The sequence below is a fragment of the Bradyrhizobium sp. LjRoot220 genome (assembly GCF_964252915.1).
In the GTDB taxonomy this organism is placed as follows: domain Bacteria; phylum Pseudomonadota; class Alphaproteobacteria; order Rhizobiales; family Xanthobacteraceae; genus Bradyrhizobium.
On record NZ_CAXUPS020000002.1, the window covers coordinates 1,075,286 to 1,092,804 of the forward strand.

Here is a 17,519-nt window from a genome sequence, read left to right on the forward strand (position 1 = left end):
CGCCGGCAGGCTCTCCCGCCGCGGCGGGTCAACTTCACAGGGGATGATCGTTGCCGCTCAGTTCGTATCCAGCAACCAGGTGCCGGTCTGCGTCATCAGTTTTCGCTTGTTGGCCAGCCCAACCGTCCAATTGGCGTGAAACACGAATGGCTCGATCGTGCCTTGCAGCGGCGCAACGGCCGGTTCACTCAATAGGTGCCGATAGCCGATCCCGTTCACGAACAGTGCTTCGGGCAACAGGTAAACATTTCCGAGCAGGCCCGGGTTTTTCGCAATCATCGCATCCAGGGTATTCTGTTCGTCGACCTGCGGCTGACCGGCTGGACGCGCGTCATAGTCCCCGAGCATCGCATCCAGCAGTCTGAGCGTCGTGTTCGACGACAGCGTTGACAAGAACCCCCAGCACAGCAGCGGCGGAAACCGCCGCAAGCCCTCGGTCTGGAAGGCGAGCGGATAGAATTTTGCGACGGCGTCGAGATACCATAGGGGATCGGCAAGCCAGCCGATATCGAGATCCGCATAGACGACATGGCGGTAGCGATCCAGCAGCCAGCGGATGTAGCGGACCTTCTCCCAATTGACCGCGATGAACGGCTCCGTTCCGTAATCGACATAACGTTCGGGCATCGCGTTTGGCGACGACTGGCCAAACTCCCCGAAGGAATGCACCACCGCGCCGGCGTTGAGAACGATGGGATCGATCGTATCGGCGGCGTTGTCCGGCCGTGCCACATGGACGATCCTGGGATCGACGCCGACCCGGGCCAAACCGGTCAATGAATTTTCGAGGAAGTCTTCGAGGCCTTTGGTGGCCACCAGTGCAACGATGACATGTTCGTTCATGGTGCTACCGCATCAGGTGGAGGTTCGGCTGTCGAGTCCTAAACGGGCTTGCGCTTTGTGGCAATGTGCGCGCTAATTCAGCGACCGTTGTCCCTGACAATCACGATTGCCGCCGGCCCAAGCATTCATGGCTGAGACTTTCAATCCAAAATCCGGTTCGCCTGACCGCGTCGTACGCTGCTTCTGGCACGGCCCGTTTTCGCCCTATGAAGCGCTCTGCCTGTCGAGCTTCGTGGCGGCCGGCATTGCCGTCGAACTGTTTAGCGAAGCGCCGGTAGCCGGTTTGCCGGCGGGCGTGACACGCCGGGACGCGCGCGAGATTCTTGACCATGAGGTTGCGGTCTATCGGCATGAGTTTGACGGACCGAGTCCGTCGCTGCATTCCAACCATTTTCGCTATGCGCTGCTTGAAAAGGTCGGCGGCTGGTGGATCGACACCGACGTGCTGTTGATGGCGGCCACGCTGCCTGCGACTGACATCTTTGTCGCAAGGCAGTCGGACCACGAACTGAACGGATCGGCACTGCGCTTCCCGCCGGGACATCCCCTGATCGGCGCAGCACGCAAGCGAACCGCGGCGGTGCTGGAAGACGCGCGCTGGGGCGATACCGGGCCCAGGCTGTTGACGGAGTTGCAGCCCGAGCATGCGCCCGATTTGTCGATCGCACCGCGCGAGAGCGCCTACGCGATCGGTGCGGATGAATTCCAGAAATTCCTGCTGCCGGAGGCGTGCGAGGAGGTCGAGTCGCGCACCGCTGATTCCACCTTCGTCCACCTGTGGAACGAGATGTGGCGCAAGGCGGGTGTGCCGAAGAACATCGCGCCACCCAAAGGAAGCTGGCTCGACCGGATGTTCGAGCGCCATCGGATTGCGGTGATGTGGTCCGACCGTCTTGACGCTGATCATGTCGCGCGATGGGCGGCTTTGCGGCGCGACAGGGATCACGCCGGCCATTACAATCTCGTGCACGACCGCGAACTGGCGCGCCTGCGTGCCGAGCTGGAGGCGCGGCCAGGTGTGCGGCTTTCGGGATTTGATAGAATTATCAGTAGCCTGAAGCGACACTTTGGAAGCAGCCGCGGCAGATGATGTTTCGATCCCGATTTCGCGTTTGACACGTCGGGCAAATCAGGGGCACGAATACATCATCGCGAAATCAGGCTGGTGACCGCCGCAATCAGCGTACGCTGACGAAGGCGCCCCATACGGCAGCAAGCGCCGCTCCCACCAAGACGATAAGCGGGTTGGCACAAAACGAGCTGCCATACTGGCACATCGTGACGCCGAGCGAGCCGATCTCGTGATGGCTTGCCGCATAAAACAAGCCCGACAGGATCGCGAGCACGGTTGCGACGAAATACATCAACGGCCTCCTTGCGATCTAATGGGGCGTTGGCTGATGCCGTACGCCCAATGCCTTCATTTGAATGTCGATGCACCAAACCAATTTTTTGCACTTGACGCGTCGGGCAAATCAGGGGCACATCACCATCATCGCGAATATCGTAAAGCTCGTTCCGGTAAACCGGCTTCGGGCTTTTTTCATTTGCGGCGATGCTATTCGCAGGGAAGTTTCAAACTATCGAACCTGTTTCATTGCATTTTCGGTAATTTATTGACGGTCCAAAAATCATTTGACACGTCGGGCAAATCACCGGCAGATTATCATCATCGCGAAAATCGTGCAGAGCCCGGGCGGAGAAATCCGCAGCGGGCTTTTTTGTTTGAAATTTTCCAATCGGATGGCGGCCGCTTGTTCAGGACGCCACTATTCCCAACGCTCGTCGCCTGAGGCGTCGCGGGCGCGCCGCCGTCCGAACCTTTGAGATCATCATTAGCCGGCGCGCGCAAACTGCCGGCGTGCGGCGTGTGCATAAGCCACCGCCGCAAGCGGCCCCTGAAACAGGGATACGGTTCGCGCCCGAAATGATTGCACCCCAGCGATCATGGCGGCACACTTTTTTTGGAATGAAGCTGATGACTGCTTATCTGATATCAGCTCACGCTGATCGACCTGTGCAAGCGATTTTCCGACAACCAGGGGCCAGGCTGGTGGCGCCGATCAATCAGCCTGCACAAAATATCCTGAAATAATCAACGTGAACTAATGAGAAGGCGCACGAAGAAAACTAGGATAACCCATAGTCTGTCCAAGTGATTTCTAATTGGTGGTGCATCTGGGGCGTGGGGGCCTGATATGACGAAAGAGTTTGGTACGTTTATGCAGCGGGAGTTGTGATGCAGCCGAACAGGAGTTTTGCAATCTGGGCGGCAACGATCGCGTTACTCTGCGCTGTGAAAGCACAGATTGCGCGCGCCGATCCGGCGTCCTGCATCGAAAAAGTATCTTCCTATGTTGCGGAGGTGGACCAACTTCTAGCAAAGGAAAGAAATTGGATTACTCCGTTCGACGACCTCAATGATCGATATTTTCCGTTTCAGGGTTGCGACACCGACGCCTTGCTGGAGGTCGTTTGGGAGGCGCGCTTTAGACAGTCGATAACCTACAATCCCCGAGCGAAGGAATATTTGATTCAGTTCTCAAGCAACGACGTAAGGGTCGGCTTTTCATATCGCGCATTGGAGAAAAAATCGAATCGTCCTTTTGCCGTCTGGGTAAACAAGTAAGGGATTCATCAAGTGCCTGAAAGAATTTTTCTTACCTACACCAACGCGACCGCTTTGCCCTACCAGGGTGCTGTCCTCGGGCATCATGTCGTGCTGAATTATGTTGATTCCAATGGGAAGCATCACACCCTCCAAGGGATGCCAGAACAGAAATTCGATCGTAACGCGACAAAGCTGAGCGCGTTCCTTCGAGAGGAAGTTCTTTCTGACGGCGCTAACAACAAGGATTCACCATTTCAGCGGCTTAGAGCGAAGACGGACGAACCTTCCGATTCCGTATCAAGCCGGCCACGTATGCTAATCGCTGAGGGCCAGAATCTACGTTCGCAGTGGGACCGAATGACGGACTTTGGCGATGAGGTGAATTCGACAGGCTACGAGTATCGTCCCCTATCGCAGAACAGCAACTCGTTTGCGGCGGCAGCCTTGAAGCGCGCGGGCTTTTTCGGACCAGGGACTGCGTTTCCTGAAATTTTCGATCGCCTGCTTGTGGTCGACCCGGTAAGCGGCGAAACGCGGCCGGTGCGCGTTCCAGGTTTTGATCAGCGCTTGATGAACCCAATCAACCAGACGGCAACACCGTTGACGATGCCGGCAAGACCTTTCGTCCCGGCTAGTGCAGCTCCTGTAGGCGATCGGCAAGGCTCATTCGATCGACGTTTCGGAGACCCTTCAGCGGGAAGCGCCCCACTAAATCCAAACTTGCCAGCTTGGATGAAGGACGTCGGAGGAACGCTGGTGGACGCTAACCGTCGGCCCGAGCGGTATTTGGGCCGACGCATCGCGGGTAAGCCGGAGGCATCCGTCTTCGATGTGGGGGCACCGGCCGTGCCATTCGTTCCGTCCACCGACGTTCTTTCTCGCGGTCGCCCGAGTTCACTCGACGACCGTTTCGGAAACTGGACTTCTTCTCCTGCCGGTATCACGCCGCGCAATCCGAACTTGGCTCTGCCGCCGACTGAGCCCGGCAGGCCGCCTGGGATATTTAACGACACGCCGATGCCGTCGTGGACAACTCCACCGCCGCTCGGTGGACTGATGAACAATTCCCGAGCGTCCAGCAATAGCGACCGTAGCTGGATCGTGACCGGCGTCGCTTCAGACAACCCGACGCCGCCGCGCCAAACCGGGGGCAACAACCCGGTGCGATATTTGGGCCGAAGGATCGCCGATCAACCGCAGGCTTCCGCGTTTGATATGGGTGTGCCTGCCGTGCGGTTCGCTCCCTCAGATGATCGAAGCTTCTCGGGTGGCCTTGCGGGCCGCATCGCCGCACTCACGGGTATGGATCCTGACAAGCCGGGCCAGCCGCCACCCGGTGGGCTGCTCGGGCTCTTACTCGCGGCCAGGCGTTAGCCTCGAAGGCCAACTTCGTCTTTTGAACGTTCTTGTCATGCGAGCCGACAGCTTAGGCGCGAGTCGGACAAATCATCGGCACGCGAAGCCCGGGCGGAGAAAATCCGTCGCGGGCTTTTCAATGAAATTTTCGAATCGGACGGCGGCCGCTTGTCACGATGCCTCATCTCCCAACGCCTGTCGCTTGGGGCGTCGTCAGCGAGCCGCCGTCCGAACCATCAAGAGCACCTTTAGCCGGCACGCGCGAACGTGTCGGCGTGCGGCGTGGCCGAGGCCACGGCCGCAAGCGGCCCCTGTAGCAGGGATACGGTTCGCGCCCGAAATGATTGCACGGCAGCAATCATGCCGCACATTTTATTCCAGAGAGAAGCCGATGACCGCCTATCTGATATCGCTCGCGCTGATCGGCCTGATCGCAATCGCCATATGGGAGGAGCCCTCATGAATGCCGCTATCGTCCAGTTTATCCTGCGTCCCAGGAACGCCTCCGAGCAGACGGATTTTCCGACCATCGCGTTTCGCTCCGTCGTGCGCGATCTTGCGAGCGATCAGGTCGATACGGCGCCGTGCGAATATGTCGAGCCGGAAGGTGACGAAACCTAATGCCAAAAGCTCTCACCTCAATCCGCTCGCTGGCGCGGAGCCACACCAGAACAGCAATAACCGTCCTTGTCAGGATCATGAAAAGCGAAGATGCGACGCCCGCGGCGCGGGTTTCCGCAGCGACCGCCATTCTCGATCGCGGCTGGGGCAAGGTCACACAACCATTGGAGAGCGGCAATGATGGCACGCTCAAAGTCATCCATCGAATCGAGCTTCGCGCAGACTTGCAGCACTTGCGGCGCTGGCGCCGAAGCGTCGAACAGGCGCAAAGCTATACATTCAAGGCGGTCATAACCGTGATCGTTACTGGATTTGTCGGGGCGGTCTGGCTGGGTATCAAGGCGACGCTGGGCAAATGATCGGGGCTCTACCGACGCAGGCTGTGACGAGCCGTCGGCAAGATGCTCTGAACGCCATTGATCAGCGACGGAAATCTAAGGTTCAGGTGTACTTGATGATGTACAGGATTCGCGAGGTCGATGCGCAGGACGATGACATCGCAGATGCGCTCGCCGAACTTCACTTGCTGACATTCTTCGACGGCGCGCCGGTTCCAAAATTCGATCATGGGCATTGGTGGCTCGCTCGTTACGAGACTGAGCCGGTTGCCTTTGCAGCGATCATCCCCTCTACCCACGTATCCAATGCCGGCTATTTCTGCCGGGTCGGTGTGCTGAGAAAGCATTGGGGACGGGGGCTTCAATTGCGCTTGATGCGCGCGCTCGAGGCACGGGCACGACTCAATGGCTGGTGCTCGGTGATCTCAGACACCACCGACAATTTGTCCTCAGCGAACAATTTCATTCGCGCCGGCTATCAGCTTTATCAGCCACAAATCCCATGGGCCTGGCCAAATACGCTGTATTGGCGCAAGCTCATTCGATAGCATCGCCGACGTTCGACATGATCAAAGAATTCCATACGCCCGGTGGCCTTTTGGCTGCCGGGCTTTCTTCGTTTTGGGGCGCACGTAGGGCTCCATGGCTTCCGACACGCGAACCGACCCGTCAGGCCGGCATGGGGTTGCGTCGCCAGGAGGCGGTCATGGGTTCAAGCGAAGGTCGGATCCCGACCCATTGTGGTCGCAGCAGCACAATATGGCGGGACGAGCATGTTCCGTGCGCCTTGATCATTGGCGACCAGGGGGTAGACTGGTGAGGCTCGACCGCTTCAAGTTCGCAACGACGGATTGGGCAAGGAAACGCCAATGGCAGGGGACAGCCGCAGGCCAGACGCAGTCTCACCCGCGGGACCGGGTACGGACAGCTATGCTGCTATCGTCGCGCGGGCCAGAGCGCTGATCCCGCAGCTGCGCGAACGCGCTTCTAAAACCGAACAGCTGCGACGGCTACCGCCGGAAACCGAGCGCGATTTACATGATGCCGGCCTGTTCCGGGTCGTGCAGCCCAAACGCGTCGGTGGCTCGGAGCTTGACTATGTCGCGCTGGTCGATTGTGCCGATGCGCTGGGGCAGGCCGATGCTTCCGTGGCGTGGAATTTTGCCAATCTCGCCAGTCACCACTGGATGCTGGGCATGTTCGACCGGCAGGCGCAGGACGCGGTCTGGGACAAGGACGCCAATGCGTTGATTGCTTCTTCTTTCATCTTTCCAGCTGGTCGTGCCAAAAAAGTTGATGGCGGATATGTGCTGAACGGCCACTGGCCGTTCTCCTCCGGCGTCGAGTCCTCTGAATGGAACATGCTCGCCAGCGTGGTTTCATCCGACGACGAGGCCGACGGCATCGAATACCGGATATTCCTGCTCAACAGGCGCGACTATAAGATCAACGATACCTGGAACGCCACCGGCTTGTGCGGAACCGGGTCGAACGATGTCTGGGTCACGGACGCCTTCATTGCAGAACAGATGACGATCGCGGTAAGCGATCTCACCGGAGGGCCAACGCCGGGGAGTGTCGTTAATCCAAACCCGCTTTATGCGTTGCCGGTCTTCTCGTTGTTCCCCTATGTATTGTCAGGTGTCGGTCTAGGTAATGCACAGGCCTGTTTGAATGATTATGTCGAATTCGCACGTCATCGCGCCTCGACCTATAATCGCACCAAGTTAAGCGATATGCAGACGACCCAGATCAAGATCGCGGAAGCCTCCGCCAAGATCGACGCGGCGCGGCTGATCATGCGCACGAATTGCATCGATGCGATGGCGGATGCTCGACGTGGCCACGTTCCGGATTTAGCAGACAAGACGCGATTGCGGCGGGACGGCGCGTTTTCTGTCAACCTCTGTACTGATGCCGTGTCGCTGCTGTTTGCGGCAAGCGGCGCGCGCAGCCTGTTCACGTCTGGTGCCTTGCAGCGGCAGTTTCGTGATGCCCATGCGGTGAATTCGCACCTCGCATTCAATTTTGATGCGGCGGGAACCAACTATGGACGTGTAGCGCTTGGCCTGCCGTCCGAAAACCTGACGCTCTGAGGCTCGCTGGATGTCTGACTCACCCAAACATCCGGCCGATCCCGCTAACGAATTTGCCAGCGACAACTCGGCGATCGATCCCCGTGACTTTCGCAATGCGCTCGGTACATTTGCCACGGGCGTCACGATCGTGACAGCGATGGCGGCCGACGGAAAGCCGTATGGCGTGACCTGCAACTCCTTTGCCTCGGTCTCGCTGAATCCGCCACTGGTCTTGTGGAGCCTCGGCATGTTCTCGCAGGGCTTGACTATCTTCCAGAACGCCAGTCATTTCACGGTCAATATTCTGGGCGCTTCCCAGCAGACCCTAGCCTCGCAGTTCGCGAAATCCTCCGGCGACAAATTCGCCGGCGTGAGCTGGACGCCGGGGCTCGGCAGTGCGCCGGTGCTTGCCGACAGCGTCGCGAATTTCCAGTGCCGTGCCGCCAGTCGATACTACGGCGGTGACCACATTATCTTCCTGGGGGCCGTCGAGGCCTATGCCTATAATCGGCAGGAGCCGCTGTTGTTTGCGCGCGGCGGCTTCGGCCGATTTCTGGCCGATGACGGCGGTAAATCCTGATGAGCGGGAAAGATCAGCCAAAACGCGCTGGCGCCAGGCAAAGGCGTCTCTCGCCCGACGATCGTCGCCAGGAATTTGTTGCGAAGGCGACCGAATTCTTCTCGGAGGAGGGATTTGGCGGCGGAACGCGCGCACTGGCGCGGCGGCTTGGCGTTACGCAGCCCCTGCTCTATCGCTACTTTCCGAGCAAGGACGATTTAATCAAGGAGGTCTATCGCACCGTCTATCTCGATCCGCTCGAAACCGGCTGGGAAAAGCTGCTTACCGATCGCGCTCGGCCGCTCCGCGACAGAATGTTGGAGTTCTACGGCACCTATACCGACGCGATCTTCACCCGGAAATGGCTTCGCATCTATCTCTATTCCGGCCTGAAGGGGCTCGACATCAACCGCTGGTATGTCGGCATGGTCAAGGACAAGATCCTGACCCGGATCATCCGGGAATGCCGGCATGAGGTGGGACTCGCGGTGCAAAGCAAGCCGAGTGCGACTGAACTTGAACTCGCCTGGGTGCTTCACGGCGGGATCTTTTACTACGGCGTTCGCAAATACATCTACGAGTCTCCTGTGCTCGAAGACAAGGACCGGGTGATCGGCGATGCGCTGGATGTCTTCCTCGCCGGTTTCGAGCGAGTTAACGAAACCTCGGTCGACCTTCGACATGCGCCGATCAAGGCGGTGGGATAGATCAGCCGCTTATTTTCCAGCCATTGCTGCGCGATACCAGTCGCCGATCTCGCTCGCGGTCATCAGCGCGACGCCGTCATGACCGATGACGTAATCCAGCAGCGTCTCCAGATATTTGATCCGATGCGGGACCCCCGTAATATAGGGGTGGATCGAGATCGCCATGATCCGCGCATTCGATGCGCCTTCGAGATACAGCCGGTCGAACTGATCCATGCCGCGCTTCAGGAATTGCTCGGAGGGCAGATGTTGCAACGCATGGACGACGATGTCGTTGGTTTCGACAGAATAGGGAATCGTCGTCATGGTGCCGTAGGGCGTGGCGATATCCTGGGGCAGGTCGTCGATCACCCAATCCGCCAGATATTCGATGCCGTTGAGGCGCAGGAGATCGAGCGTTTCGTCGGTCTCGGTCAGGCCCGGGCTCTCCCACGATCGCGGCGCCTTGCCGGTGAATTTTGCGATTGTTTCGACTGATCGCTTGATAGTATCGGCTTGATTGTCGAGCTTGTGCATCGGGCCCTGCAGGAATCCGTGGCCCATGAACTCAAAGCCGGCTTCGAGCGCGGCGGACGCAACGCGGGGATAGGTATTGCAGACGTTGGCGTTCAGCGCCAGCGTCACCGGCATTTTGCGGTCAGTCAAAGCCTTGAATTGCCGCCAAAAGCCTGCCCGCATCCCGTACTCATGCCAGGACCAGTTCGGCACGTCAGGCAGTAGCGGCTGCCCCATCGGTGGGCTCAGCACTGTCCGCGGCATCGCATTCTCGATCCGCCATTCCTCGACGTTGAGGATCACCCACACCGCGAGCCTCTTGCCACCGGGAAGCGTAAGCTTCGGTCGATCGATTTGGGCCTGATAGGGAATGCGATCGCTGAGAGCCACGGCGGATTTCCTCGAATGATTTGTAGGCTGTCCGGATGCCTAGGAGCAGCCCGGCATGTTGGCGTTAATGCGCGGCATGACTTTTTCGGCCATCAGGATCATCGACTGGCGTCCAAGCTCACGATCCTTCCAGTCCTTGCCGGCATAGAGCAGCGTGCCAAAGGGCCCGATCTCTTCCTGAAAAGCCAACAGTTGGTCGGCCACGCTATCGGCCGTGCCGTGAATGATGAGTTTGTCGCAGATCGACTCCAGTGTCACGTCATCGTCGGGTTGATCGCCGCGCGTCTTGAACAGTTCGATGCGGCCGCCGCGCTTTAGCTTGGTGAACAGCGAGCGATAGTAATAAACGTACGGCCCGTTCGGATCGGTAGCATAGGCCTTTGCCGTTGCCGCATCCTTGGCGACGAATACGCTCTTGGCGACCCGCCAGTTCGCCGTCTCTGCAGGGCGGCCGGCGCGCCCGCAGCCTTCGACGTATTTCGGCCAATGGCTCTTTACCCACGCCGGCATCAGGAAGTTCGCCGAGATCGGGTCCCAGCCGCGTGCAGCAGCTTCGGTCACGCCTTTCGAGAACGGCGCCACTGCCGTCACCACGATCGGCGGATGTGGCCTTTGCAACGGGCGCGCGATAAAGCCCTGGCCGATGTCCTCAATCAGGTTTTTTTGTACCGATACATTCCAGTACTTGCCCTGGAGATTATACGGCGGCTCGCTCGCCCAGATCTCGAGGACCTGATTGATCGCCTCCAGGAACATCGCGTTGCGGTCTGCGTCGAGATTGCCGAAAACTTCGGCGTCGGACAGCAATCCGCCGGGGCTGATGCCGAAGATCAGGCGGCCGTCGAGCATGTGATCGAGCATCGCGATCGAGGCTGCAAGCGCCGCCGGATGGGTGTTCGGCATGTTGATGGTGCCGGTACCAAGCCTGATTTGCCTGGTCGCCGCGGCAAGCCAGGCGATAAAGGCGATACAGGACGTAATGTTCTCGGCCTTGTCGGTGACGTGCTCACCGACATAGGCCTCGCTGAACCCAAGCTCGTCAGCCAGCAGGAAGGCTTCGCGATCCTCTTTGAGGGACAACCGCCAATCCTTGTCAACAGGATGGACCGGCATCGTAAAGAATCCGAGCTTCATGGTCTGCTCCTCCCCAGGGGCAGGCGTTTCGTTTGGCGGGAAACGTGCTTCGACTGCAACATGATAACAAGCCTCAACGTCGCAGGCATCGAAATAATCACTCGATAAACAAACTTGACCTTTGAAAATTGTCGCCGTCTAATCCAGAGAAAATGCCGATGTCCGGCCGGGGAGGTTACGTCGCAATGAAGGCCTCGGCTTTCGCTTACGCCCGCCCAACCAGCGTCGCAAGTGCGCTGGAATTGTTGGTCGCGTACGGAGACAAGGCCAAGGTATTGTCAGGCGGTCAGAGCCTGATGCCGGCGATGAACCTGCGCCTGATCTCCCCCGAATTCATTGTCGATATCGGCGAAATCACTGAACTTCGCGGGATGGTGGTGAAGGACAGCGTCCTGACCATCGGCGCGCTAACCCGCCATGTGGACCTACTGCGGTCTCCGGAAATTGCGGCCCATGTCCCGCTGTTGAGGGACGCCACTTCCCATGTCGCGCATCCGGCGATCCGCAACCGCGGCACGCTCGGCGGGAGCCTTGCACACGCGGATCCGGCGTCCGAACTGCCGGCTTGCATGGTGGCGCTGGGCGCAACCATCATTGTTCGTGGGCCATGCGGCGAGCGGCGAATCCTCGCCCAGGAATTCTTCACCGGCATTTATGAGACAGCACTTTCGTCGCAGGAATTGCTGGTCGCCGTCGAACTGCCGGTCGTCGGGAAGAATTCCGCGCACTTCTTCCATGAATTTTCACGTCGTCATGGCGACTATGCCATTGTCGGCCTGGCGGCACAGGCGGTGATCAACCATGGTCAATTTGATGATCTTCGCCTTGGCTTCTTTGCTGTCGGCAATCGGCCGCTGCTTGCCGAGGCCGCCGGGAGACTTGTTAACGTCGCGGTCACGCCGGAAGTGTTGATCAGCGCCTCCGCGGCGCTGAGCGAAGAACTCGATCCCCAGGAGGATCAACAGGCAACGCCTGCCATGCGCCGATACTTGGCGAAGCTACTTCTTGGACGTTGCGTGTCCACACTGCTTTCTCGCCCAGGCCTATACGCTGGAGCACCATCGTGACGACCCCGGTGGCCATTTCACTTGAGGTCAATGGCGAGCGCGTCGAGGCCCATGTGCTGCCGCGGTTGAATCTGGCGGACTTCCTGCGCGAACATTTGAAATTGACCGGAACACACGTCGGTTGCGAGCATGGAGTCTGCGGCGCTTGCACGGTCCGCGTCAACGGCGAGATCGTTCGCTCCTGCCTGGTGCTGGCGATACAGACACAAAACGCAGCGGTCGAAACCATCGAAGGATTATCCGATAGCGGTGAGATCGCCGATCTGCAGGCTGCGTTCCGCGATCGTAACGCCCTGCAATGCGGCTTCTGCACGCCGGCAATGCTGATGGCTGCGCAGGATCTGCTGAGGCAGACTGCCGAACCGGATCGGGAGCAAATTCGAGAGCATCTTTCCGGCAATTATTGCCGCTGCACTGGATACCAGGCAATCGTCGATGCGATTGAGACGACCGCGCGGTTGCGCGCAGGACGCGCGCCATGACACGCACGCCTGAAAGTCGCGACGCGCTTTCGGTACTCGACCGACCGAACTCCTATATCGGCAAGACTGTGCCGCGGCCGAACCTCGACCGGCTGATGCAGGGACGCGGGCTGTATGTCAGCGATATCGAATTGCCACGCATGGGGCACGTCGTATTCCTGCGTTCGCCATATGCGCATGCGAAGATCGCCGGCATCGACGCCTCTGCAGCCAAGCGCATGCCGGGCGTGATCGCCATCGTGACCGGCCAGGAACTTGCTGCCGTCATCACGCCTTGGGTCGGTGTGCTCTCGCATTTGAAGGGCCTGAAGTCCGCTCCACAAAGCGCGATTGCGGTCGATCGGGTGTGCTGGCAAGGCGAAGCGGTGGCGGCAGTCGTAGCGACGAGCCGCGCGGCCGCCGAAGACGCGGCGGAGCGGGTCTCGGTCGCCTATGAAGAGCTTGACGCCGTGACGGACATGCGTACCGCGCTCGATCCTGCTACGCCGGTGATCCATCCTGTGCTCGGCGACAACCTGGCCTTTGAGCGCAATCACGACGCCGGCGCCGTCGACCAGGCCTTTGCGGCCTCCGACGAGGTGGTGGAAGCAGAATTCATTTTTGGGCGGCACACCGGCGTTACGCTGGAGCCTCGGTCGGTGGTGGCCGACTGGAACACGGCCGAAAAGCGGCTCACGATCTATCAAGGCACGCAGGCGCCGCATATGGTGCAGAATATTGCCGCGCTGCATCTTGGTCTTGCGGAGTCCCAGGTTCGCGTGATCTGCAAGGACGTCGGCGGATCCTTCGGCATCAAAGTCCACATCTATGCCGACGAGATGGCGACGTACGCGCTGTCGAAACTGTTGCGGCGGCCGGTCAAGTTCGTCGCCGACCGGGTCGAGAGTTTTAACACCGACATCCATGCGCGCGACCATCGCTGCAAGGGCAAGATCGGCGTCAAGCGTGATGGCACCATTACCGCGCTCGAGATCGACGACCTCACCGGTATCGGACCCTATTCGATGTATCCGCGCACCAGCGCCATCGAGGCCAATCAGGTCGTCAATCTCGTCGGTGGGCCCTATGTGACCAAAAACTATCGCGCCCGGGCGCGCGTCGTGTTCCAGAACAAGAACGTCATGTGCCAATACCGCGCCGTCGGTCATCCGATCGCCTGTTCGGTGACCGAGGGGCTGGTCGATCTGGCGGCGATGAAGATCGGCATGGATCCCGTCGAAATTCGTCGTCGCAATCTGATTGCCGACGATGCTTATCCCTGTGCCTCGCCATCAGGTTTGCGCTTTGAGCAACTGTCGCACCATGCTGCGTTGGCCAAGCTGATCAAGATGATGGATTACGACGCGTTACGCGCCGAACAGGCCGCGCTGCGGACCCGGCACGTTCATCGCGGGATCGGCATCGCCAGCTTTATCGAAGTCACCAATCCCAGCGCGGCATTCTATGGCGTCGGTGGTGCCAGGATATCGTCGCAGGATGGCGTGGCGGTGCGGCTCGATGCCCAGGGGGCAGTGATTTGCCAGACCAGCATCACCGAGCAGGGACAAGGATCGGAATCGCTCACCGCCCAGATCGTTGGTAGCGTTCTCGGCGTTTCGATGGATCGCGTGCGCGTCATTCTGGGGGATACCGACAACACGCCCTATGGAGGCGGCACTTGGGCCTCGCGCGGCGCCGGCATCGGCGGCGAGGCGGCGCTTCAGGCCACCAAAGTGTTGCGCAAGAACGTGCTCGATGTCGCCGCCGCCATCCTGCAGGCGACGCTGGGTGAACTGGACATCGTCAACAACTGCGTTGTGAATGTCAGCGATGGCGCGCCGCGCATCGAATTGAGTGAACTGGCGAGGATCGTTTATTTCCGCCCCGATACGCTGCCGCCGGGCATTCAGGCCGAGTTGATGGCGACACGGCATTTTGTTCCGCGAGAATATCCCTTCGCCTTCACCAACGGTGTGCAGGCCTCGTGGCTGGAGGTCGATACCGACACCGGCTTTGTCAAATTGTTGAAGCACTGGGTCGTTGAGGATTGCGGCACGATCATCAATCCGCAGCTGGTCGACGAGCAGATCAGGGGTGGGGTGGTGCAAGGTCTCGGCGCCGCGCTGTTCGAAAAGTGCATTTACGACGAACGGGGCCAGCTTACCAACGCCAACATGGCCGACTATCTGGTGCCGATGTCGGGCGAAATGCCGGATATTGAGGTAGGACACGTGGTGTCGCCGACGCTGGAATCGGAATTGGGCGCGAAAGGCGCCGGTGAGGCCGGTACCGCGGGTGCGGCCGCGGCGGTTGCCAATGCGGTCAATGACGCGCTCAGGCCGTTCGGCACGATCATCACGGAAATTCCACTGACGCCCCAGATCGTTCTGACCGCGCTGGGCCGAATCTGAGCAGCGACGACGCTTGCACTGAGAGTGTTCACTCTGCTGCAGCGTTCGCAATCGAATCCGCCGGCCGGTTGGTAACGACGACCTTGATGGCATCGTCAACGCGCTCGCGTGCGTATCGCAAGGCGGTCGGAAGATCGGCCAGTGGAAACGTGTGGGTGTGGATCTTGGTCGCGTCGAAGCGCTTTTCCGCCATCAGCGCCATGGCGCGGCGCGTTGCACTGCGGCCTTCGCCGCGGATGCCGTAAGCGTAGATGTTGTTCTTCACGAGGTGCGCGAGGTCCATCGTGACCGGATCGTGCAGGAATGCCGCGAGACAGATTTTTCCGCCGCGGTTGGTCATGTGAATGGCCTGATTGATCGTCGCCTCTGTTCCGGCGCATTCCACAACATAGTCGGCGCCAATGCCGTCGGTTAGTTGTCGGACAATTTTGACTGCGTCTTCGTCGTTAATATTGATCACGCGGTCAGCGCCGAGTTCCTTGCCGATCGCGAGCCGTCTGTTGCGCGTTCCCGTCAGGATCACCGGGCTCGCGCCGAGCGCCTTGGCAACGGCCACCGCGAGCAGTCCGATCGGTCCAGGGCCGATCACCACGACGCTCTCGCCAGCCACCAACCCTCCCAATTCGGTCAGGCCATACATCGAGGTGCCGGCGGTGACGACCAAGGTCGCCTCCGCATCGCTCATGGTATCGGGCACCCGAGCCAGCGTGTTGATGTGGTTGACGGCATACTCAGCAAAACCGCCATCGGTGGTGAATCCGTTGGCGCGGTGACCCTTCTCGGGCTTGCCGTAATTCAGGCATGACGTGTACATGCCCTGGCGGCAGCGTTTGCACTGGCCGCAACCAGCGTGGATCTCCACGCTAACACGCTCCCCAATCTCGAACTCGTCGACGTCAGGCCCGAGCGCTGCGACGGTGCCCATATATTCATGGCCCGGCGTGAAATTCTTGTTGAAGGGCAGGCCGCCCTGAATGCTCGCCGGCGAACCGGAATGAATGATTTCAAGATCGGTCGCGCAGATCGCAACCGCATCGATCCGGACCAGGACTTCCGCGCGCGCAGGAACAGGCACTGGCTTTTCCCGCAGTGCGAGCTGATCCGGCTTGCCGAGCACCCAGGCTTTCATGCGGGCAGGGACGGGCAGGTTGGGGGAAGTCCTGACGCCAGCGGGCTGGTACATCGAGCGGGTCCTCTCGGCGCGAGTCTACCGGAAATCGCCGGTGGACGAAATTGCTGGATGATCGAAGCGTTGCGGCTGCCGTTTGCTGCATAGCAAAACGGTTTGTCGCAAATCCTTCATAAGCGGTCTGTACTTGGTTCCCGGTTGGTGCTGAAATCCTTTCACGGCCTCGCTAAATCGGAGTTATCCATGAAGACCGTCCGCTGTGTTCTTGCCTTGCTGGCGCTGTCGCTGTTCGCGCCGGGGCAATCCGCCAAGGCGGCCGACGTCATTTGCTACAATTGCCCGCCGGAATGGGCTGACTGGGCCTCGATGCTCAAGGCGATCAAGGCCGACCTCAACTACGATATTCCGCACGACAACAAGAACTCCGGCCAGGCGCTGGCGCAGATATTGGCCGAGAAAAGCAATCCCGTCGGCGACATCGGTTATTTTGGCGTCACCTTCGGCATGAAGGCCAAGGCCCAGGATGCACTTGAGCCCTATAAGCCGGCCAACTGGGATCAGGTCCCGGCCGGCCTGAAGGACGCTGACGGTTTCTGGACCACAATCCATTCCGGCACGCTTGGCCTGTTCGTGAACAAGGATGCACTTGGTGGCAAGCCGGTGCCGGCGTGCTGGAAGGACCTCTTGAAGCCCGACTATAAGGGCATGGTCGGCTATCTCGATCCGTCGTCCGCCGCGGTCGGATATGTCGGTGCGGTCGCGATCAATCTGGCGCTTGGTGGCTCGGCGGCCAATTTTGATCCCGCGATCAGCTTCTTCAAGGACCTGAAGAAGAACGACCCGATCGTCCCCAAGCAGACTTCCTACGCCCGTGTGGTATCGGGCGAGATGCCGATCCTGCTGGATTATGATTTCAACGCCTATCGCGCGAAGTATTCGGAGAAAGGCAATTTTGAATTTGTGATTCCTTGCGAAGGTTCTGTGGTGTTTCCCTATGTCGTTGGCCTTGTCAAGAACGCGGCGCACAAGGACAAGGCCAGGAAGGTTCTCGACTATCTTCTGTCCGACAAGGGTCAGGCGATCTGGACCAACGCCTATCTGCGTCCCGCGCGGCCGATCGAACTGCCTGAGGCCGTGAAGAAGAAGTTCCTGCCCGACAGCGACTACACGCGCGCGAAAAATGTCGACTGGGGTCAGATGGAAAACATGCAAAAAGGCTTCGTCGACCGCTATCTCGCCGAAGTTCGCTGATGCAATATGGCGTCCGGTTAGAGCGTTTTCGAGCGAAGTGGGTACCGGTTCGCGTGAAGAAAACGCGT

General features: G+C 59.5%; 19 protein-coding genes. 14 read left to right on the plus strand and 5 right to left on the minus strand.

All coding sequences use genetic code 11. The annotated features are described in order from the left end of the window. Positions 1-57: 57 nt before the first annotated feature. Positions 58-843: a putative nucleotide-diphospho-sugar transferase gene (locus tag ACSQ84_RS13780; RefSeq protein WP_436212182.1), complete on the minus strand. Its 786-nt coding sequence runs from the start codon at positions 841-843 to the stop codon at positions 58-60. A 127-nt stretch (positions 844-970) separates the two neighbouring features. Here ACSQ84_RS13780 and ACSQ84_RS13785 point away from each other — a divergent pair, with 127 nt between their 5' ends. Beyond that, positions 971-1,933: a hypothetical protein gene (locus tag ACSQ84_RS13785; RefSeq protein ID WP_436212183.1), complete on the plus strand. Its 963-nt coding sequence runs from the start codon at positions 971-973 to the stop codon at positions 1,931-1,933. A gap of 88 nt (positions 1,934-2,021) precedes the next feature. Here the strand turns inward: ACSQ84_RS13785 and ACSQ84_RS13790 are convergent, their stop codons facing one another. Beyond that, positions 2,022-2,207 (minus strand): hypothetical protein, encoded by a 186-nt coding sequence (locus ACSQ84_RS13790; RefSeq protein ID WP_436212184.1) that lies wholly within the window; start codon positions 2,205-2,207, stop codon positions 2,022-2,024. Between the two features lie 36 nt (positions 2,208-2,243). Here ACSQ84_RS13790 and ACSQ84_RS13795 point away from each other — a divergent pair, with 36 nt between their 5' ends. The 9 genes from ACSQ84_RS13795 to ACSQ84_RS13835 all read left to right on the plus strand — a co-directional run bounded on the left by ACSQ84_RS13795 (position 2,244) and on the right by ACSQ84_RS13835 (position 9,113). After that, on the plus strand, positions 2,244-2,636 hold the full coding sequence (locus ACSQ84_RS13795; RefSeq protein WP_436212185.1) for a hypothetical protein: 393 nt from the start codon (positions 2,244-2,246) through the stop codon (positions 2,634-2,636). Between the two features lie 446 nt (positions 2,637-3,082). Continuing rightward, the gene (locus ACSQ84_RS13800; protein ID WP_436212186.1) at positions 3,083-3,472 is read left to right on the plus strand and encodes a hypothetical protein; all 390 of its coding nucleotides are present in this window, start codon (positions 3,083-3,085) and stop codon (positions 3,470-3,472) included. Between the two features lie 12 nt (positions 3,473-3,484). Continuing rightward, positions 3,485-4,828 carry a hypothetical protein gene (locus ACSQ84_RS13805; protein ID WP_436212187.1) on the plus strand — a complete coding sequence of 448 codons (1,344 nt, stop codon included), beginning with the start codon at positions 3,485-3,487 and terminating at the stop codon, positions 4,826-4,828. A gap of 441 nt (positions 4,829-5,269) precedes the next feature. Beyond that, a complete protein-coding gene (locus ACSQ84_RS13810; RefSeq protein WP_436212188.1) occupies positions 5,270-5,431 on the plus strand; it encodes a hypothetical protein in 162 nt (53 codons plus the stop codon). A gap of 77 nt (positions 5,432-5,508) precedes the next feature. Then, complete coding sequence (locus tag ACSQ84_RS13815) at positions 5,509-5,790, plus strand: hypothetical protein (protein ID WP_436212189.1); 282 nt, start codon at positions 5,509-5,511, stop codon at positions 5,788-5,790. A 98-nt stretch (positions 5,791-5,888) separates the two neighbouring features. After that, positions 5,889-6,317: a GNAT family N-acetyltransferase gene (locus ACSQ84_RS13820; RefSeq protein WP_436212293.1), complete on the plus strand. Its 429-nt coding sequence runs from the start codon at positions 5,889-5,891 to the stop codon at positions 6,315-6,317. A gap of 321 nt (positions 6,318-6,638) precedes the next feature. Further along, on the plus strand, positions 6,639-7,865 hold the full coding sequence (locus ACSQ84_RS13825; RefSeq protein ID WP_436212190.1) for an acyl-CoA dehydrogenase family protein: 1,227 nt from the start codon (positions 6,639-6,641) through the stop codon (positions 7,863-7,865). Between the two features lie 10 nt (positions 7,866-7,875). Then, a complete protein-coding gene (locus tag ACSQ84_RS13830) occupies positions 7,876-8,427 on the plus strand; it encodes a flavin reductase family protein (protein ID WP_436212191.1) in 552 nt (183 codons plus the stop codon). Then, positions 8,427-9,113: a TetR/AcrR family transcriptional regulator gene (locus ACSQ84_RS13835; RefSeq protein ID WP_436212192.1), complete on the plus strand. Its 687-nt coding sequence runs from the start codon at positions 8,427-8,429 to the stop codon at positions 9,111-9,113. The genes ACSQ84_RS13830 and ACSQ84_RS13835 overlap by 1 nt, the downstream gene beginning before the upstream one ends. 9 nt (positions 9,114-9,122) lie before the next feature. Here the strand turns inward: ACSQ84_RS13835 and ACSQ84_RS13840 are convergent, their stop codons facing one another. Continuing rightward, on the minus strand, positions 9,123-9,998 hold the full coding sequence (locus tag ACSQ84_RS13840; protein WP_436212193.1) for a polysaccharide deacetylase family protein: 876 nt from the start codon (positions 9,996-9,998) through the stop codon (positions 9,123-9,125). 39 nt (positions 9,999-10,037) lie between these two features. Continuing rightward, positions 10,038-11,132 (minus strand): LLM class flavin-dependent oxidoreductase, encoded by a 1,095-nt coding sequence (locus ACSQ84_RS13845; protein ID WP_436212194.1) that lies wholly within the window; start codon positions 11,130-11,132, stop codon positions 10,038-10,040. Between the two features lie 185 nt (positions 11,133-11,317). Between ACSQ84_RS13845 and ACSQ84_RS13850 the strand changes: the two genes are divergently transcribed. The 3 genes from ACSQ84_RS13850 to ACSQ84_RS13860 are packed head-to-tail and all read left to right on the plus strand — an operon-like array spanning position 11,318 to position 15,071. Beyond that, the gene (locus tag ACSQ84_RS13850; protein WP_436212195.1) at positions 11,318-12,199 is read left to right on the plus strand and encodes an FAD binding domain-containing protein; all 882 of its coding nucleotides are present in this window, start codon (positions 11,318-11,320) and stop codon (positions 12,197-12,199) included. Further along, the gene (locus ACSQ84_RS13855; protein ID WP_436212196.1) at positions 12,196-12,681 is read left to right on the plus strand and encodes a (2Fe-2S)-binding protein; all 486 of its coding nucleotides are present in this window, start codon (positions 12,196-12,198) and stop codon (positions 12,679-12,681) included. The genes ACSQ84_RS13850 and ACSQ84_RS13855 overlap by 4 nt, the downstream gene beginning before the upstream one ends. Further along, positions 12,678-15,071, plus strand: coding sequence for a xanthine dehydrogenase family protein molybdopterin-binding subunit (locus ACSQ84_RS13860; protein WP_436212197.1), 2,394 nt, complete (start codon positions 12,678-12,680; stop codon positions 15,069-15,071). The genes ACSQ84_RS13855 and ACSQ84_RS13860 overlap by 4 nt, the downstream gene beginning before the upstream one ends. Before the next feature lie 28 nt (positions 15,072-15,099). Here ACSQ84_RS13860 and ACSQ84_RS13865 read toward each other — a convergent pair whose 3' ends face one another. Beyond that, a complete protein-coding gene (locus tag ACSQ84_RS13865) occupies positions 15,100-16,254 on the minus strand; it encodes a zinc-dependent alcohol dehydrogenase (RefSeq protein WP_436212198.1) in 1,155 nt (384 codons plus the stop codon). A 189-nt stretch (positions 16,255-16,443) separates the two neighbouring features. Here ACSQ84_RS13865 and ACSQ84_RS13870 point away from each other — a divergent pair, with 189 nt between their 5' ends. Beyond that, complete coding sequence (locus ACSQ84_RS13870) at positions 16,444-17,451, plus strand: ABC transporter substrate-binding protein (protein WP_436212199.1); 1,008 nt, start codon at positions 16,444-16,446, stop codon at positions 17,449-17,451. Positions 17,452-17,519 lie beyond the last annotated feature (68 nt).

Excerpts from the sequence above, each read along its gene's own strand:
- ACSQ84_RS13780 (WP_436212182.1), bottom strand. The coding sequence starts at position 843 with ATGAACGAACATGTCATCGTTGCACTGGTGGCCACCAAAGGCCTCGAA.
- ACSQ84_RS13785 (WP_436212183.1), top strand. The coding sequence starts at position 971 with ATGGCTGAGACTTTCAATCCAAAATCCGGTTCGCCTGACCGCGTCGTA.
- ACSQ84_RS13790 (WP_436212184.1), bottom strand. The coding sequence starts at position 2,207 with ATGTATTTCGTCGCAACCGTGCTCGCGATCCTGTCGGGCTTGTTTTAT.
- ACSQ84_RS13795 (WP_436212185.1), top strand. The coding sequence starts at position 2,244 with ATGCCGTACGCCCAATGCCTTCATTTGAATGTCGATGCACCAAACCAA.
- ACSQ84_RS13800 (WP_436212186.1), top strand. The coding sequence starts at position 3,083 with ATGCAGCCGAACAGGAGTTTTGCAATCTGGGCGGCAACGATCGCGTTA.
- ACSQ84_RS13810 (WP_436212188.1), top strand. The coding sequence starts at position 5,270 with ATGAATGCCGCTATCGTCCAGTTTATCCTGCGTCCCAGGAACGCCTCC.
- ACSQ84_RS13815 (WP_436212189.1), top strand. The coding sequence starts at position 5,509 with ATGAAAAGCGAAGATGCGACGCCCGCGGCGCGGGTTTCCGCAGCGACC.
- ACSQ84_RS13820 (WP_436212293.1), top strand. The coding sequence starts at position 5,889 with ATGTACAGGATTCGCGAGGTCGATGCGCAGGACGATGACATCGCAGAT.
- ACSQ84_RS13825 (WP_436212190.1), top strand. The coding sequence starts at position 6,639 with ATGGCAGGGGACAGCCGCAGGCCAGACGCAGTCTCACCCGCGGGACCG.
- ACSQ84_RS13830 (WP_436212191.1), top strand. The coding sequence starts at position 7,876 with ATGTCTGACTCACCCAAACATCCGGCCGATCCCGCTAACGAATTTGCC.
- ACSQ84_RS13835 (WP_436212192.1), top strand. The coding sequence starts at position 8,427 with ATGAGCGGGAAAGATCAGCCAAAACGCGCTGGCGCCAGGCAAAGGCGT.
- ACSQ84_RS13845 (WP_436212194.1), bottom strand. The coding sequence starts at position 11,132 with ATGAAGCTCGGATTCTTTACGATGCCGGTCCATCCTGTTGACAAGGAT.
- ACSQ84_RS13850 (WP_436212195.1), top strand. The coding sequence starts at position 11,318 with ATGAAGGCCTCGGCTTTCGCTTACGCCCGCCCAACCAGCGTCGCAAGT.
- ACSQ84_RS13860 (WP_436212197.1), top strand. The coding sequence starts at position 12,678 with ATGACACGCACGCCTGAAAGTCGCGACGCGCTTTCGGTACTCGACCGA.
- ACSQ84_RS13865 (WP_436212198.1), bottom strand. The coding sequence starts at position 16,254 with ATGTACCAGCCCGCTGGCGTCAGGACTTCCCCCAACCTGCCCGTCCCT.
- ACSQ84_RS13870 (WP_436212199.1), top strand. The coding sequence starts at position 16,444 with ATGAAGACCGTCCGCTGTGTTCTTGCCTTGCTGGCGCTGTCGCTGTTC.